This window comes from Vibrio sp. Y51_MX_L26, from assembly GCF_024181935.1.
Classification (GTDB): domain Bacteria; phylum Pseudomonadota; class Gammaproteobacteria; order Enterobacterales; family Vibrionaceae; genus Vibrio; species Vibrio diabolicus.
Window position 1 is genome coordinate 69,922 of the sequence record NZ_JAMZAS010000010.1, and the last position, 15,455, is coordinate 85,376.

General features: G+C 45.1%; 13 protein-coding genes. 5 read left to right on the forward strand and 8 right to left on the reverse strand.

Features of this window, described 5'->3' with window-relative positions; translation table 11 throughout:
• Positions 1-435: 435 nt before the first annotated feature.
• Positions 436-1,122 (reverse strand): DNA-3-methyladenine glycosylase I, encoded by a 687-nt coding sequence (locus NL645_RS18135; protein ID WP_253652157.1) that lies wholly within the window; start codon positions 1,120-1,122, stop codon positions 436-438.
• Between the two features lie 86 nt (positions 1,123-1,208).
• Here NL645_RS18135 and NL645_RS18140 point away from each other — a divergent pair, with 86 nt between their 5' ends.
• Positions 1,209-1,403, forward strand: coding sequence for a hypothetical protein (locus NL645_RS18140; protein ID WP_005394200.1), 195 nt, complete (start codon positions 1,209-1,211; stop codon positions 1,401-1,403).
• 98 nt (positions 1,404-1,501) lie between these two features.
• Here the strand turns inward: NL645_RS18140 and NL645_RS18145 are convergent, their stop codons facing one another.
• The 3 genes from NL645_RS18145 to NL645_RS18155 all read right to left on the reverse strand — a co-directional run bounded on the left by NL645_RS18145 (position 1,502) and on the right by NL645_RS18155 (position 6,961).
• Positions 1,502-4,312, reverse strand: coding sequence for an Hsp70 family protein (locus tag NL645_RS18145; protein ID WP_253652158.1), 2,811 nt, complete (start codon positions 4,310-4,312; stop codon positions 1,502-1,504).
• A gap of 61 nt (positions 4,313-4,373) precedes the next feature.
• Positions 4,374-6,329, reverse strand: a complete 1,956-nt coding sequence (locus NL645_RS18150; RefSeq protein WP_225461651.1) for an Hsp70 family protein — start codon at positions 6,327-6,329, stop codon at positions 4,374-4,376.
• Positions 6,329-6,961 carry a DUF2760 domain-containing protein gene (locus NL645_RS18155; protein WP_006741562.1) on the reverse strand — a complete coding sequence of 211 codons (633 nt, stop codon included), beginning with the start codon at positions 6,959-6,961 and terminating at the stop codon, positions 6,329-6,331. Before NL645_RS18155 ends, NL645_RS18150 begins: the two co-directional genes overlap by 1 nt.
• Before the next feature lie 289 nt (positions 6,962-7,250).
• Between NL645_RS18155 and NL645_RS18160 the strand changes: the two genes are divergently transcribed.
• Both NL645_RS18160 and NL645_RS18165 read left to right on the forward strand, forming a co-directional pair.
• The gene (locus tag NL645_RS18160) at positions 7,251-8,792 is read left to right on the forward strand and encodes a sensor domain-containing diguanylate cyclase (RefSeq protein ID WP_053807381.1); all 1,542 of its coding nucleotides are present in this window, start codon (positions 7,251-7,253) and stop codon (positions 8,790-8,792) included.
• An 83-nt stretch (positions 8,793-8,875) separates the two neighbouring features.
• Complete coding sequence (locus NL645_RS18165; RefSeq protein WP_005394213.1) at positions 8,876-9,406, forward strand: 3'-5' exonuclease; 531 nt, start codon at positions 8,876-8,878, stop codon at positions 9,404-9,406.
• 250 nt (positions 9,407-9,656) lie between these two features.
• On the opposite strand, the gene NL645_RS18170 is transcribed toward NL645_RS18165, so the two are convergent.
• The 3 genes from NL645_RS18170 to NL645_RS18180 all read right to left on the reverse strand — a co-directional run bounded on the left by NL645_RS18170 (position 9,657) and on the right by NL645_RS18180 (position 12,587).
• Positions 9,657-10,097: a TerB family tellurite resistance protein gene (locus tag NL645_RS18170; RefSeq protein WP_253652159.1), complete on the reverse strand. Its 441-nt coding sequence runs from the start codon at positions 10,095-10,097 to the stop codon at positions 9,657-9,659.
• Positions 10,098-10,286: 189 nt separating this feature from the next.
• Positions 10,287-12,227 (reverse strand): alkaline phosphatase D family protein, encoded by a 1,941-nt coding sequence (locus NL645_RS18175; protein ID WP_253652160.1) that lies wholly within the window; start codon positions 12,225-12,227, stop codon positions 10,287-10,289.
• 9 nt (positions 12,228-12,236) lie between these two features.
• Positions 12,237-12,587: a hypothetical protein gene (locus NL645_RS18180; RefSeq protein ID WP_253652161.1), complete on the reverse strand. Its 351-nt coding sequence runs from the start codon at positions 12,585-12,587 to the stop codon at positions 12,237-12,239.
• Positions 12,588-12,824: 237 nt separating this feature from the next.
• Here NL645_RS18180 and NL645_RS18185 point away from each other — a divergent pair, with 237 nt between their 5' ends.
• Positions 12,825-14,129, forward strand: coding sequence for a MipA/OmpV family protein (locus NL645_RS18185; protein ID WP_253652162.1), 1,305 nt, complete (start codon positions 12,825-12,827; stop codon positions 14,127-14,129).
• Between the two features lie 62 nt (positions 14,130-14,191).
• Entirely contained in the window at positions 14,192-14,611 is a 420-nt protein-coding gene (locus NL645_RS18190) for a hypothetical protein (protein WP_225311865.1), read from the forward strand.
• 74 nt (positions 14,612-14,685) lie between these two features.
• Here NL645_RS18190 and NL645_RS18195 read toward each other — a convergent pair whose 3' ends face one another.
• On the reverse strand, positions 14,686-15,270 hold the full coding sequence (locus NL645_RS18195) for an FMN-dependent NADH-azoreductase (protein WP_046875241.1): 585 nt from the start codon (positions 15,268-15,270) through the stop codon (positions 14,686-14,688).
• Positions 15,271-15,455: the final 185 nt, after the last annotated feature.

Genomic DNA, 15,455 nt, shown 5'->3' on the forward strand with positions numbered 1-15,455 from the left:
GCGCTGTCGAATTTGTATTAACGGATCTGTTGATCCTTAAATCTATAAAGTGAGTGCAATTGTTGTGAGTGCTCACGAAGTGTTGAGAAATTTGAATAAATTCCTCGATCAAGTTTCTGATAGTTCACTCAGGAAGGGCGTGTATCCTAGTCAGTTTGTCAGCGCAATGCAATTGAGCGTCATCAATATTTAGTGCCTAAAAACTGGGCACTTGTAATTAAATATTTGATAAATAAAAATATTGAACAAGAAAAATAATTTGTCGATATGATAACTTTTTGTGATTTGAAGGGGGATTTTGCCACTTTAAGGAGGGATTTTTTGGAGGAATCGAGAAAGTAGTAATATCAGTAAGAGCTAAAGTAGAGTGATTCGCGCAAATATCATGCGTTATAGGGGGCCGGAATTTCGCCCCCAGAGCTACAAAGTGCTTGTTTAAATTCGGTTGCCACCAGTACTAAACGCGATAATTTGACTGATTTCGGTCAAGCTTCTTCCACTTTCTTGCTGCCACTGAATAAAGGCTTTATTAGCAGAGTCCAAGGACTTTTTCGTGTCTTTGCCGCCTTCAATGATCTTGCAGTTGCGTAAATAAGCTTCGACATCGTTAGACAGAATAAAAGTGTCCACGCCCATTTGGCGTAAAGTGTAAGGGCCTGTATTTCCACCCAAACGACTACCATGCTTCTTCAAGTAGCCCCATAGTTCCGTGATCTTTTCCCGAGGCCATTCAGCAATCATGTTACTGAACGAGCCATATTCGATTCTTGCTTCATGGATCATGCGAGCGTTGGCCGGAATCGACATGACTTTAGTGAGGTGGCGAATGATGCGTTTGTCGGTCGCTTTGGTTTCCCATTGCTCGTCTGACAGCATCAACAACGGCTCAATCTTAAATCCGAAGAACACTTCTTCGAAGTTCGGCCACTTGTTGCGAACCACGCTCCACGAAATCCCACTTTGGAACACCTTCATCGAAAAAGCGGCGAGCCAACGGTCATCGGGAATCGCTGCTAATTCCTCTTTACTTAATGGGTGAGACAATAGCGCTTCAAGCTGATCTTTTCCGCCTTTTCGCTTAGCAGCACGTTGATAAATCGCGTCAAATTTTTCGATACTCATAAAAGAAGTTAGTCCTAGTTTATGTCGATATTTGCGAAACATACTACGCTTAAGTGGCTGAATCGTAAATTGATGGAGTGTCACAAATGAAGAAGGTCACATTAACGTTTGTCGGGGAAGGTTCGGAGCGTATCGCGGATAAATTTTATACTTGGCTGGCTGATGGCGGATTAGAAGACAGCTTAATTGAAACTCTATCGGACAGAGAAGTGTCGGTGGTCGGTATTAGCGATATGGATAACGAAACGCGCGATGTAGTGATTACGACAGAAATGAATTAGCGCGTTGTACACGATAAAAACCAAAAGAATGCGATACAACAAAGCCCTTCGTCGGAAGGGCTTTGTACGTCTAACTCGTGTTCTTGTGTAGAGTGGATTTAATGATGAACCAGCGTTAAACCGCTTGGTAAAGCATCACCGAAGACGCGTTTTGATTCGCTTTCTGAAAGCTCTTTCACTTCTTTAACTAGTGATACCCAAGATTCGGGCACTTTACTTTGTTTCAGCTTCGTTAGAACTTGCTCTCGGTAATCGTCAGAAATATCAAACAGGCGGTCACCCGTCTTACGACAAATCATTACGGCTGCGAAAGCGATCATTGGCTCTTTCTGCCAGTTCTGCTCTAACAGCTTAGGCAACCACTGTTCTGCTTGTTCACGAGGAATGACGTTGTGCTGGCTGCCATAAAGTGGTGTGCGAGAAGCCAAACGTCCCATCGCCCACCAGTGCGCTTGTTCAAACTGGTTTTGGTTGATCGCTTTACTCAAGAACCACGTTGCCAATAGAACTTTATCTTCCACTTCTAGATGCTCTAGAGAGGCTGAAAGACGCACCATGGATTCGTAACCCATGTCTTGTGCCGCTTTGGCGGATTGTGGGTTTTTCATCGCACCAGGGTGTAAGTATTTCGCGATGTCTGCCAAAATGGTTTCTTGCTGTTCTTGGCTTAGACCGCCCGCGATACGTCGCCAGAATACCCACCAGTCTGTCCAGCCTTGATGGTTTTTGAACTGAATATTTTGTTGATACAGTCCCCAAACTTGCTCAATACGCCAAGAGTCTGTTGGATCGCCAAAGCCCGGACGCAGTGCAAAGCCCGCCAAACGAAGCCAGTTTTTCTCGTGCTGTTCAGAACGACGGCGACGTTTACGACCTTGTGCAAAGGTATCAAACAGTTGACGTAGGGTAGTGAAATCCCACTCGTCACGTTTGCCGAGCTTCTTCTCAAGATCTTTGGCTAAGGTTTTGATCTCTTTGCCTTCTGCGCTTTTTTTGTTACCGCTGTATAGGCGAGCGATCAGCTCCTTACATTCGTTCAGTTTAGGGTGAAGCTTAACTTGTTCACTGTTGTCGGTTTGCTTGTTACGGACTTCGAATTCCAGCTCCCAACGTTTGTTGTCGTCTTCTGCGCTGACACATTCCATCTTAAGTGTGCCGACTTCAGTCAACTGACACGCCAGTTGTACTTCTACGCGCTCTTTCTGGTTGGCTTGCAGTTCGGCACCTTCACCTTCAAGGGTGGTGATATAAGGCGGCAGAGGAGCAAACAAGTCTGGGTCAACATCAACCATCACGCCATTTTGAATGGCGGTGTTATTGGTTAAGGTATCGTGGGTAGAAGTCAGCAGGTTAAAGCGGACTGGCTCTCCAAGAGTGAGCGAGAAACGACGACCGCTTAAACGGATCTCATGGCCTTCTTCTGTTCCTTTTGCAAGTAAACAGAGGGCTTTACCCATTTTGTTTTTTTCTTGAAGATGCAAGAAGTAAGAACGCGCTGCACCGCCACCAATTTTAAGCTGCGCACCACGACGTGCTTTACCAAACGCAACAGCACCCAGTGCAACAGACCAATCTGGATGTGGGTTATCTAATACCCTAACTGGTGCGCCGCGCCAGTCAGAAAGTAGGGCGGTGACACGTTCAGTCACCAGACCACTGTTAAACACGCCTCCGTTCAACAACACGCCAACTGGAATCGCGTTTTGTTTATCGTCTTCAATGCCAAGAGCGGCACGAGCGACTTGCTGGTGCTGAGTTAAGAACTCGGCAACGTGCTTGCTCACCGCTGGGTCAGCAACGTATGGAAGGCCAAACTCGACAACCGCGCTACGACGTTTGTCTGGTACGTCACTGAAATCAGAAAGCGGGAAGAAGCCATCTAATGCGATTTGGTGCACTTCTTGTTTGCTTAGAGCAATACTCTTTGTGCCCCCAAGTAGCTTAGAGCCGCTACCTAACATGGTGATCTTCACTTCGTCAGGTGCGCTCGCTGAAAGCAGGTTCTCTTTCGCTTTACGCGTTTGCTGAATTAGCTTTGTTAGGCTTGCTGCAGTGAGCTTCTTACTTTGATTGAAGCGGCTTTCTGCAAGGTGTGCTAATGCTAAGTCGAGGTTATCACCACCCAGCATCAAGTGTTCGCCAACGCCAATACGATCAAGGGCTAGCTCATCTTGAGAAGAGAAACTTGCTTCAATCAAGCTTAAGTCGGTGGTACCACCGCCCACATCGCACACCAGAATCAGCGGTAACTCTTTGAGTTCATCAGCTGCGGTTTTCTGATGGCGTGCGTACCAGTCGTAACATACGGCTTGTGGCTCTTCGAGCAGGACTATTTTCTTTAAACCTGCCAACTCTGCGGCTTCAAGCGTGAGCTTACGAGCGGTTTCATCGAACGACGCTGGAACGGTCACAACCACATCTTGGTCTTCTAGCTTGTTACTAGGATGTCGGTAGTTCCATGCTTGACGAATGTGGTTAAGGTAGCTTGCGCTGGCAATGACGGGCGAGACTTTATCTACGTCTTGCGCGCCAGCCCAAGGGAGAATGTCTGAGCTACGATCAACTGCTTGGTGCGATAGCCAGCTTTTTGCACTGGATACCTGACGTCCTTCCACCTTCGCGCCTAATTCACGAGCCCATTCACCAACGATGAGATTGTTAATGTCGCCAGCAACAGGTTCGTTGTCCCAAGGAAGAGTGAGGTCAGAAGGGGAGATTTGACCTACAGCTGGATGATAGCGGAAAGAGGGCAGAAGTGGTTTACGAACGACTTCGCCCGGACCAATCAGTTGGTCGATGTCAAATAGGGATACTTCGGATTGTTCAAGGTTGTCGGTGATTTCACAGTAGGCCACCACAGTGTTTGTGGTGCCGAGGTCAATACCAACAAGGAAACGAGGAGATGCCATACAAAACCAAACCTTCGTGTATTTAAAAACGGCACCCGATTGGATGCCGTTTGACTTCTAATTATTGTTCTTCGTTTGAGTCACTTTTCGCGTCTTCGCGCACATCGAACTCAACATGCCATTTTTGCCCGTTATCAGCGGCAATGGCTTCTAAGTAAAGCGTACCAAGCTCTGTGACGCGAGAGGCTAGGGTAACTGGAACCACTTCACCTTCACGACGACCTTCAGATACAGGCAGCGTTACTTGAATTTCTGGAAGCTCTTCAAGCTCTTCTGGTGCCCAGTAGTCAAGGTGAGTACCTGCTAGGTCGTCACGACGAACGGTTGAGCCGAAGAATTGGAAGTTAACTGGCTGGCCGATGATCAAACCAAACTCTTGGCTTGGTACGTCAACGCTTGAGCCTTCTTCCATACCAAATGGTGCTACACACAGTGCTTCCATTGGAGGCGCCATACCCGGAATCGCAGGCATCGCACTTTCGATACCCACGTAGTACGCCGAAGCAATACCGCCGCGGATACGAACGCCTTGACCACGACGCACAGAGCCGTAGTAAGCCGCACCGCTAGCAACTGCAAGGTCTAGATCCACACCTGTTAGGCGTTTCGCCATTTCTGCGTCTGCTTCAATTAGCCATTCGTTGATCGTGTCTTCTAGACGAGTGGCTAGAAGTTTTGATTTCAGCACACCACCGTTGAATAGGATTGCTGTTGGCTTGATGAAGTCAGCCGATTGCGCTGCATCCGCGCCAGGCATACCTGGCATGTTTGCAAATGGGTTGAAATCTTGAGCTTGCGCTGATTCACCACCGCTTTGCGCGTGTGCTTGCTTAGACAAGAATGCTGCAATGTGGCGAGTAATACCCGCATCTTGTGCGTAAGGCAGACCCATTTGTGTTAGTGCACCACGGTTACGTTGAACAGGGTGGTCGGTAATCGCAACTTGAGGGAAGAAACCGTCAACTAATGTCTGTTGTACTTCTTCTTGAGTCAGTTCAGTTTTCAGCGTTGCCCCTAGCAGTTTAGAACCGCGGCTTGGTACAACGATTGGCACTGACTGAAGCTCGCTGTCGTTCAATAGCGCTTCTTTAGCATCACGACATGCGTGCGTCATCGCCTGAACTTGCCATGGCTGTAGCTCTTTGCCTTCTTGCGCGAGCTTCATCTTCAAGCGGTACGCAAGTGCAAGGTCCATGTTGTCACCGCCAAGTAGGATGTGTTCACCTACCGCGATACGGTTCAGAGTTAGGTTGCCGTCGTCTTCAGTTACTTCAACCAAAGAAAGGTCAGTTGTACCACCACCGATATCGACCACAAGTACGATGTCGCCAACTTCAACTTCGTCGCGCCATTTGTCGTTGCTGTTATCAATCCAGTTGTAAAGTGCAGCTTGTGGCTCTTCTAGAAGCGTTAGGTGCACAAAACCAACGTTGCGTGCAGCTTCTGCAGTTAGATCACGAGCCGCAGGATCGAAAGAAGCCGGAACCGTAATGGTAACGTCTTGATCGGCAAGGTTGTGATTTGGGTTCGCGTGATTCCAAGCATCTTTTAGGTGCTCTAGGTAAAGCTCTGTCGCGCGAAGAGGGGATACTTTTTCCACTTCTTCAGGGCTACCTGCTGGCAGGAAGGAATCACGACGATTCACACCTGCATGGCAAAGCCAAGATTTCGCACTTGCAACAAGGCGAATCGGTGTTTTTGAACCTAGGTTACGCGCGATAGCACCAACCAGAGCTTTTGGCTCACTCGACCACGGAAGAACGCGTGATTGCGGGTTCATTTCGTGTTCGTGTGGTTGGTATAGGAAAGAGCCTAATTGGCTACGAGTCTCTACCGTACCCGGCGCAGTCAGCTGCGGGATAGGCATTACTTCTACGCGAGCGTCTTCGTCGTGCGTATCAACAAAAGACATGACACAGTGTGTTGTACCTAAGTCGATACCAACACTGAATTTAGGCGTCTGTTGAGTTTCAACAGACGCTTCTTGAGAATGGTTTTCTTGGTTCATGTGTTCCATTACAGCTCAACCTCGGCTGGAGCAATCACAGATGCATCGTAGTTTTCAGCCAGTTTAGGCAGGTTCATAGACGTTGCCTTCCAACCTTTGTGAACTAGAGTGCCGTGGAACGGCGCGCTGCCTGTCACGTTACCAGTTAGGCGGATTTCTTGTGGGTTGAAGCCTTCTTCAACCGTAATACGAGTTTCTTCTTCTTCGTTACGAACGTGCGCAAGTGTCACGTAATCGTTCAATACTTTTTGACCGCCAGTGTGAATAACACGAGCCGCAGCGCCTACTTCTTCATCAGAGAACGAAGTTAGGTCTTCTTGTAGGAAGTCGATCAGACGAGCTTCTTGCTGCATGATAGAAAGTAGCTGCATTGCAGAATCAGTAGAAGCTGTTGCGAGTTTCGATTCAACTTCAACGACTTTTTCTACGACCTTCTCAACTTCAACGACTTTTTCTACTTCGACGATCTTCTCAACTGGCTTCTCAACTTCGACGATTTTCTCGACCGGTTTTTCTACGACTTTCTCAACCACTTTTGATTTGCGAGAGACCGCGACTAAAAGAAGCAAAACGCTCGATGCGGTTAGGCCAGCGTGAAGCATATCGAACGTTTGAGGAATTAGGTTCAAATCAATGTTCATGACGTTTTTTCTCTTTCTATTGATTATTGGTGCTCAGTATTGGCTCATATGTGTTCACTAAAACGATCGTCTTTGCGATCTTGCACCAAGTTTAGACATTAAAATGATGACGGATGGTAGCATATTCAAGGCTTAAGGCTGTAATAATTCGTGACTATACCGTACGAACAGCGTGAAAAATCGACGATCGGACTGCCCAGCATAGGTTGTTGCTTGATGTTTGTGCGTTGCTAACGCAGTATTTCAATAGATCCCGAAGTTTAACTTACGGAAGTATCAAAATTACGATATGACACAAAGCACCGCTCACAAGAGCGTTATCAAACGACATTCAGACTCTATTCTAGCTTTTGCAGCGACGTTGTGTGTCACTGCTGGTGTGGTCGGTGCTGCTTATACGATGCAGCAACGGTATACGCAGACGACGTTTGATACTTTAGCTGACCGACAAGCAGAATCACTGAAAGCGAACGTCGAAAATGATTTAAAGTTTATTGGTGCAGGTGCAAACTTTTTTCATTCGATTGAACGCACCTATTGGTCTTCGTTCCCAATGTATGCGGAACAAGTAATCAATAGCTCGCGAAGTCTAATCGGACTTCAATGGATGCAAAAGGTCGAATTCGAAGACCTTGATGAGCATATTTTAAAGACCCGTCAAACATTTCCTGATTTCCAACCGTTTACCGTTCCTAAAGATGGCCCCAAAACCTACGGGTACATTTTTGAACACAAAGAGCCAATTTTTATCGCATCGGATATTTATCCAAGAACACCAGAAAACCTTTCTCTATTAGGTTTCTATTTTTCACGTAAACGCTTCGATCTCATCTTGGATGATATATCCACAAATGGGAGAGCAAATGTCTCGGATAAAGTTCGCTTACTGCAAGATGGGTATGACAAGTCCATTCCTAAAACTGGGCTGCTAGTGTTCCATCCAGTGTTTGACTTCGAGAACAAACATTTATTAGGTGTAGTGACAGGGGTGATTCGAAGTACGGTTTACTTTGAGGATTTGATCACGAAAACCGCGACTGAGCTAGATATGTCGGTGCGCGTAGAAGATTTAGGCTTTGACGCAGCAGATGACCCCGTTCTCTTCCAAAGTTCAAACTGGGATAACATTCGAGGAACGGTTATAAGCCGTACCATTCAACTGCCTAATCGTGAGTGGCGGATTGATTTTAAACTTTCTGATGCCGTCTCTGCTTGGGAGCGTTCTATTTTAGCGGGCACGACATTAGCCGGGTTGGTAATCGCCTTTTTGATTAGTTGGATTGTGAATTTGCAGTCACGAGAAAAAGAGCGCTTGGCGGTTATGTTAGAGCTTAAAACCGTCGAATTAAAAAGGATGGCTGAGCGTGACCCTCTAACTCAGTTACTCAATCGCCGAGCGTTTAACGATCATTTGCTTAGCCAGATAAACAAAGGTGTTAGCTTCGCATTGGTTGGTTTTGATATCGATCACTTCAAAGTTATCAATGACAAGCACGGTCATTTAGGGGGAGATGAAGCATTGCAGCATGTGACTAAGCTAGTCAGTGCGAATCTAAAGCCTGGAGACCGATTTTATCGTGCTGGTGGTGATGAGTTCTGTATTATTTCTAAAGTCATTGATAAAGAAGCACTGGAAGCTTATCTGGAAAAGTTGCGGAGCATCGTGGCAAGTACGGCTTTTGACTATGGCGATGCTTCAATCATTTGCACGTTAAGTATCGGCGCGGCTGTCCATAAAGATGAAGATCCTGAAAGCTTGTATCACAAAATGGATAATCAACTTTATTTGAGTAAAAAAAACGGTCGTAATAATGTGTCGATTGGCGATTAAATGGGCGTGCAAATTCGAGTTTTACACCGTGTTACGGTAGAATCCCACGCTTTAAAATTTTATGTTAGGAATCAAGACAAACTATGAACCATAACCGTATTGTATGCTTCGATTTAGAAATGTGTTGCTGGAACGAAAATGGCGTCGGCAGCACGGGTGAAATTATCGAAGTTGGGTTGGCTGAAATAGATTTGTCTAGAGGCGAGATAGTCAAGCGAGCTCAATACTACGTAAAACCTGAACATGATGAAGTTTCGCTGTTTTGTGCCGAGCTAACAGGTATTACGCCACGTAAAATTGAAAAACAAGGACGCCCATTAGAAGAAGTGCTTAAATCCATGGTTAAGAACTTCGGTGGTCGTAACAAGATTTATGCATCATGGGGCCGAGATGACCTCATCCTGCTTGAAGAGTGTAAGCAAAAAGGTATTGAAGCGCCATTTACGGAGTTCATCAACTTAGCGACGCTTTATCGCATTCAAAATCGTCTTAAGGATAAGCGTATTGGTCACCGAGCAGCTCAAGAAGCAAAAGGCATTGATTGGGAAGGGCGCCAACATTCTGGTTATGTGGATGCGTACAATTTAGCGAAGCTTGCTCTGACTATGCTTTAATAGTCCTTTATAGATAGGCAAACTTGTAATCAAATCGTCATTCAACCATTGTTGTTTTGTCATGGAATCTGTTTAGTGTAGAGCTCGTCAAACATATTCATATCTTGACCAGTATTTTAATAACAATGTCGTTGGCTTATCGAAAAACGTGCGTAATGCGCGTTTTTTGTGGCTATAGAACTCAATCTTCGCCATCATTTCACGGTAGACTTGAAATAGCTTGCGCGACTTACATGTTTACCTTGTTTCCTTACTGAGATTGCAACTTTGCTCGAATGAACTCACTGTGATCAATGTAGAGTAGTTCTGCTGTTTTGCGGATCACTGCATCTTCTAGTGGATCAATTTCGCCATCGGCATACGCCACTTCCCACATGCTTTTGATTAAGTTGTAGCGTGTTTCTTGAGTCAATTCTCTCAGTTGAGAAGTAAAATCGTACAGAGACGCGGAGTCTTTTATTTTCTGTTGCGCTTGCTCTAACAAAGCATTTGATTCTTCTTCATTTAATGACAGAAGCTTCATCAATAATGAACGCTTTGTTTCTTGCTCTTTATCATCGACGTTATGGTCTGCGCCAGATACTTCACACAGCAAGCACGCGATAGCCATATTCGGAGAGAGTGTGTTGGTTTGGCTTAAATCAGAGCCTTCAATGAGCTGTTTAAATAATGAGGTAAGAGAGTTAAACATATTGAACACCGAGCTATTGTTTATTTGGTTAACATGGTCATAAATACGGTAGATCTCAAGGTGTGGTATCAAATTTAGCACGCCGTTGACAGTCAAGAGCTTTGCTCATCTACCCAAATCCCTCGTACTTTTAAGTTCAGCCAAAATGACTTGCCTTCAAGAAAGGGCAAGTCATTTTGGGAGCGAGATTTAGCCTTCTGCACGAGTTGGTGGAAAATGTACCTCTTCACCATCGCTCGTTAGAATGCTAATTTGACTCGGCTTTCCTTCGTCATCAAGACGTAGCTCACCAATGGCGCTGTGGTTAACTAAGCGATAAAAATTGTGCGAACTTGGTGCGCGTTTGTAGATCTTTAGCCGCTTACGTTTTGTGAACCAGTTTAAAGGCGAACGAGGGCTATATAGAAGCCTATCTAGACCATCACAAATATTGAGCAATTGGGTTGGGAACTGATTTTTAATCCCGCTACAGGTGATTTGATAGATATTCGGACTATTTTTTCGGTAGCGAAGTTTAATGTCGTATGCAAAAGAGTAGTGCACGTCGCCAGAGAGAATAACGAAATTGGTCGGCGTCTTAGTATGTGTAAAAATACTAATAAGCGTATTCGCACTTCCGGGGTGCGCCATCCAGTTTTCAGCATCGACCATCAACGGTTTACCAAGGATTGTCACTACTCGCTGCAGTGCTTCGATAAACTTCACCCCGAACATTGGCGCGGCAGAAACAATGATAACTTTGTCTTGATGAACAAGTTCTTGGTGGAACTCAATCATTGCTTCCCAGTCCATTAACCCAGAGGGCTTGTTCATTTTAGACTCAGAACGCCAGCGTCTGGTTCGTGTATCTAGCACGACAACTTTTGGCGTCGTCGGAATGGTGTAATGCCAATTCTCAAAGCGATACAAATATTGAATAAATGCATCTTGAGTTTGTGAGGAACGCTCGTTGAAAAAGCGTTGAGCGATACTCATAAACTCATCATTGAATTTTTCTGGCGCGTTTCCCCACCCTTGGCAGAGCCAGTAGGCAACCAGGCTGTTCCCGATAATACGTTTCGCAAAGGCGTTGCTGTACGCGGCTTGTTCCCAGCCTATGGTAAGGTTCCAATCGTCGGTGACATCGTGATCATCAAAGATCATGTAGGTTGGAATGTGAGCAAGTAGGCGTTGAACCTTATCCAGACCTGAGACGAATTTATCTATTTGAGCTTTTTCTTCGCGCCATTGCTGCTGCCATTTGGGATCGAGAGTTGCTCCGCCGACAGTAAACTCATTTTCTAATAAGCGATCTGTCCGAATGAGCTTCCATAAGGTTGGAGACCAAACCAATAAGTACATTGCAAAGCATTCGGCAAAGCTTATTAGATGGTTTTCACACTCTTTGGCGCTGAATATTGGCGTCCCTCTGTGCGGGAAAAACGTACTCAGTAAACTGCCATCATTCACATAATGAGGCAACAATTTGTCCCGACCATAATAACAAGCTGAGTGCTGGTAGAGGGCATTGGTATTTTTTATCGGCGCTTGCTCGAATTCTTCGCCCGGTAAACCGAGTAGGGCAATGACTTGTTCGATGGCGTCCAGAGTAGGGCCTGCAACATGGTCTGCGTAGATTTGGTCACCACTCATGATGAGCATATCTGGTCTTTCTTCGATGGTTTGAGATGCGATTTTATGATCCGCAGCGACCAATGTATCTTTACTGAAGTGGTGGGGATTCCGGCACGAGCCATGCAGAACATAATCTGCTTTTTCGCTGATTAGGAACTCAACGCCCAAATTTGGACAGTTATCTCGTTCATAAGTCAGATGAGGAAGCAGTTCCGTTACTAAACCGTGTTGCGTTTGTATTTGATAGCGTAACGTTTGATGGGGCGGAAACTCGCCCTTTAATTGCAACAAACAGCACCACGCATTGAGACCGATTTGAAGCTGTTCTTTTTGCTCACTTAAGGGGGCTTGATGAAGGACGGAGGCGTTTTCATCCGTAATTTGCACCATACCCTCCAAGCGTTGGGTGGTGACTAGCCAAATATTGATTTCAGTTGCGGTCACTTTGCGCAAAATCGGACCTGCAACGATAAGAGGAAGTGAAGATGTTTCAGTCGTATTCATCAATGCTGGCAAAACGGCTCCTTATGTGTCAGCTTCTTCTTCTAATATTTCGATAACTTGTGAACTGCTAAGTTCATGTCCCATAAGGAATAAACCTAGCATGGCATTGGCTTTTGACGCGTTATCACTGTCTTCATCCAAAATCTGCTGAAGTCGCGTTCTGATTAGATCTATTTCGTGCTCGACGAAGCCGCGTCCCTCTTCGTCTCCCTGACCATCTTCTGGAGCATTATCAAAGTGCAAAAATAACATGTCACCATCAAGTTGAGTCCCTATCAACCTTTCAGGCAGCCATGCTTCTCCCATCACAATGTCTGGGTCCGTGTCTGCGGGTAAATGATTCAAGGTAGAGATGAGTTCTGATGCTTTCACTTTTTACTTCATTATGTTTGATTTAGAACTAAGCTAGAGTTTTAAGAGCTTGTTACGATAGTAAAAATATTCACAAATAAGCTCATCTAGTCGTGCAATATTAATATAATCTTGGGACTCAAACTGTCACGAGGATGACAACATTTGTCATTGTAACGGCTATCATCAGAAGAACATAAGCTTTAAATGGCAAATCATTGATGTTTGCCTGCTTCTCAACCAACATTTTTCGAACTCATGAAGAGATTAATTCTAACAACACTCACTTTGCCTTTAGCTGCGATGGCTTCTTCTGCGTATGGTGTAGAAGAGCAAACGTGGGGAATTGCAGCGATGTATCGCACCGCATCGATCCCGTTTTATACCGCCGATAATGACTCGACGGTGAGTACATTTGTACCAATGATGTTCTTTGAAAACGAGCATTTGTATATCAATGGCATTGAAGGCGGCGTTTTTCTGTATGACGAGAGTGATTCTGACTGGCGCGCGAGTGCGATCATGCGATTGAGATTTGTTGATATTCCCATGTCGCTACAAAATGCCAATGAAGGGGACAGAGTCGACTTTGGTGGTCAAGTTCGTTATAGCATTAACGACAACTGGCGCGCAGAAGTAGAACTAATGACGGACGATGAACTCCAGTTTCACTCTCATTATCGCCTTGCCGCTAATTATGCGTTTGGTGATTGGGAGTTAGAGCCATCTATCACGATTCGATACAAAGACGCCGACTTCAACAGTGAATACTATGCGTTTAAAGATGTTACTGGGGAAAGAGTTGGAGCAGGACTTGATGCCAACCTCGGCATCAAAGCGCGTTATCATGTGACTTCCAACTTGTATTTATTGGGGGAGACGAGTGTCACTAGCTTAGATGATAATGCCTACAACAGCCAGCTTGTAGAAGACCGATATCAAGGTGAAGTGTTTGTCGGTTTTGGCTTTTTCAACGATAAAGGCAAAGCTCCGAAATCAGCACTGAGCAATAAACCATACCTACGTATCGCGCATGGTTGGGCGACGCCTTCAAATATTGGTGAAATATTTAGCTTTGAGAGAGAAAAAGACCCATACAACAATCAACTTACTTCATTGTTTTATGGGCACCCGCTAACGGACGAGTTGTTTGGCTTTCCTCTTGATATTTATTTAACGCCAGGTTTGGTTCATCACTGGTCGTCCAGTGTTCAGTCCGCGAGCACAGAATACGTGATGGCGATTAAGGCTTATTATACAGTTAATTGGCCAACGACTTGGCGATTTGGTGTTGCGGAAGGTATGTCATACGTCGACAACATTACCTACATCGAAGGAACCGAAATGGAAGACAAGGGTTATACACCAAGTAAGCTACTGAACTACTTAGACTTCTCGTTTGATGTAAATATAGGTGACTTATTCAACCAAAAAAACTGGGAAAATATGTGGGTGGGTTATTCATTGCATCACCGCTCAGCAATTTTCGAAAGTGCGTCCCAGTTTGGGCGCATTAAAGGCGGGAGCAACTACAATACCATTTACTTCCAGTTCGAGTTTTAGAGTATCGTAAGATGCATATAGGTCGGATTTGCAACTGACTTCTTTATCGCCCATTATGAGTAATGATGAATAATACAATGCTGCTTTCAACGCGAACCTTCGTGTATCGTGCCAAAGTTAAGGCTGTTTGTGATGCATCTGATGAATCGGATGGCATGAGCACCATGAGTATCGACTCCTCATTCAATATTCAAATTGAGGCGATAAACTGTACCAACGATGAATTTGCCAAGCGCTTTTTTGTCGTCCACGGGGAAGGACATTTAGAGGGTGACGAATGGTTAGTGTTGTACGTCAATTCTCTTGAGGTTGACGTTGGAGACGATCTCGAAATTCCGAGTGATGTCGCGTTTGATGCGATGATTGAGAATATGATAAACGAAGCCGAGCAGTCTTTGGAAAAGCTCTATCACGAAGCGCTACACAACTTAGAGAAAGTGAATCGCTCTGGGAGAAATAAGATAATTTCTAAACACGATTAGGGTATTTTGATCGACAAGGGATTGGCGCGAACCAATCCCTTGTTATTTACATTCTTCTATCTAGCTTGGCCAATTTACGCTATCGCTGCAAGTTGGCTCTGCGCTTCAGAAATGCCTTTCGCAGCGAAATCTTCACCCATGTTTAGCGCTTCCGCATAAACAAATTCCACATCAGTGATACCAACGAAACCTAGCACGGTACGCAGGTATGGTGTGACGTTGTCTGTTGGTGAATCTTTATGGATACCACCGCGAGTCGTGATAACAATCGCTTTCTTACCTTCGATCAGGCCTTGAACGCCGTTTTCAGTGTATTTGAATGTCACGCCAGCACGAGCAATCAAATCAATCCAGTTTTTAAGCTGAGTTGGAATTGTAAAGTTATACATTGGTGCGGCAATAACCAAAGTGTCTGCGGCTTTTACTTCTTCAATAAGGGTATCCGACAGTTCGACAACCGCTTGTTGTTCTTGTGAAAGATCTTCCGTTGCGCGAAGTGCAGTGGCAACGGCGAAGTCCAAAACTGGTAATGGGTTGGCAGCCAAATCACGAACAGTTAGCTTGTCTTGGTCTACATTTTTGATGAAGTCTTCAACCAGTTTGTTTGATTGAGAGTAATCGCCAAGGATGCTTGATTTTAGAGCTAGTACACGAGACATAATGGTTATTCCTTAAATAAGTACTTTTGACTATGGGAGCCATTATAAGCGAGGCACGTTGGTTAAAAAGTATAGGGATTCGCTGAACATGTTCGAAAAATTTGAATATGGTTTAGGTTATCTTGTTGCAGATCTTGTGTGATACAATCCGCGCAGTTTTTGTAATGAAAAGAATAGGAAACGCT

Excerpts from the sequence above, each read along its gene's own strand:
- NL645_RS18145 (WP_253652158.1), bottom strand. The coding sequence starts at position 4,312 with ATGGCATCTCCTCGTTTCCTTGTTGGTATTGACCTCGGCACCACAAAC.
- NL645_RS18190 (WP_225311865.1), top strand. The coding sequence starts at position 14,192 with ATGATGAATAATACAATGCTGCTTTCAACGCGAACCTTCGTGTATCGT.
- NL645_RS18195 (WP_046875241.1), bottom strand. The coding sequence starts at position 15,270 with ATGTCTCGTGTACTAGCTCTAAAATCAAGCATCCTTGGCGATTACTCT.
- NL645_RS18140 (WP_005394200.1), top strand. The coding sequence starts at position 1,209 with ATGAAGAAGGTCACATTAACGTTTGTCGGGGAAGGTTCGGAGCGTATC.
- NL645_RS18135 (WP_253652157.1), bottom strand. The coding sequence starts at position 1,122 with ATGAGTATCGAAAAATTTGACGCGATTTATCAACGTGCTGCTAAGCGA.
- NL645_RS18165 (WP_005394213.1), top strand. The coding sequence starts at position 8,876 with ATGAACCATAACCGTATTGTATGCTTCGATTTAGAAATGTGTTGCTGG.
- NL645_RS18170 (WP_253652159.1), bottom strand. The coding sequence starts at position 10,097 with ATGTTTAACTCTCTTACCTCATTATTTAAACAGCTCATTGAAGGCTCT.
- NL645_RS18160 (WP_053807381.1), top strand. The coding sequence starts at position 7,251 with ATGACACAAAGCACCGCTCACAAGAGCGTTATCAAACGACATTCAGAC.
- NL645_RS18155 (WP_006741562.1), bottom strand. The coding sequence starts at position 6,961 with ATGAACATTGATTTGAACCTAATTCCTCAAACGTTCGATATGCTTCAC.
- NL645_RS18150 (WP_225461651.1), bottom strand. The coding sequence starts at position 6,329 with ATGGAACACATGAACCAAGAAAACCATTCTCAAGAAGCGTCTGTTGAA.
- NL645_RS18185 (WP_253652162.1), top strand. The coding sequence starts at position 12,825 with ATGAAGAGATTAATTCTAACAACACTCACTTTGCCTTTAGCTGCGATG.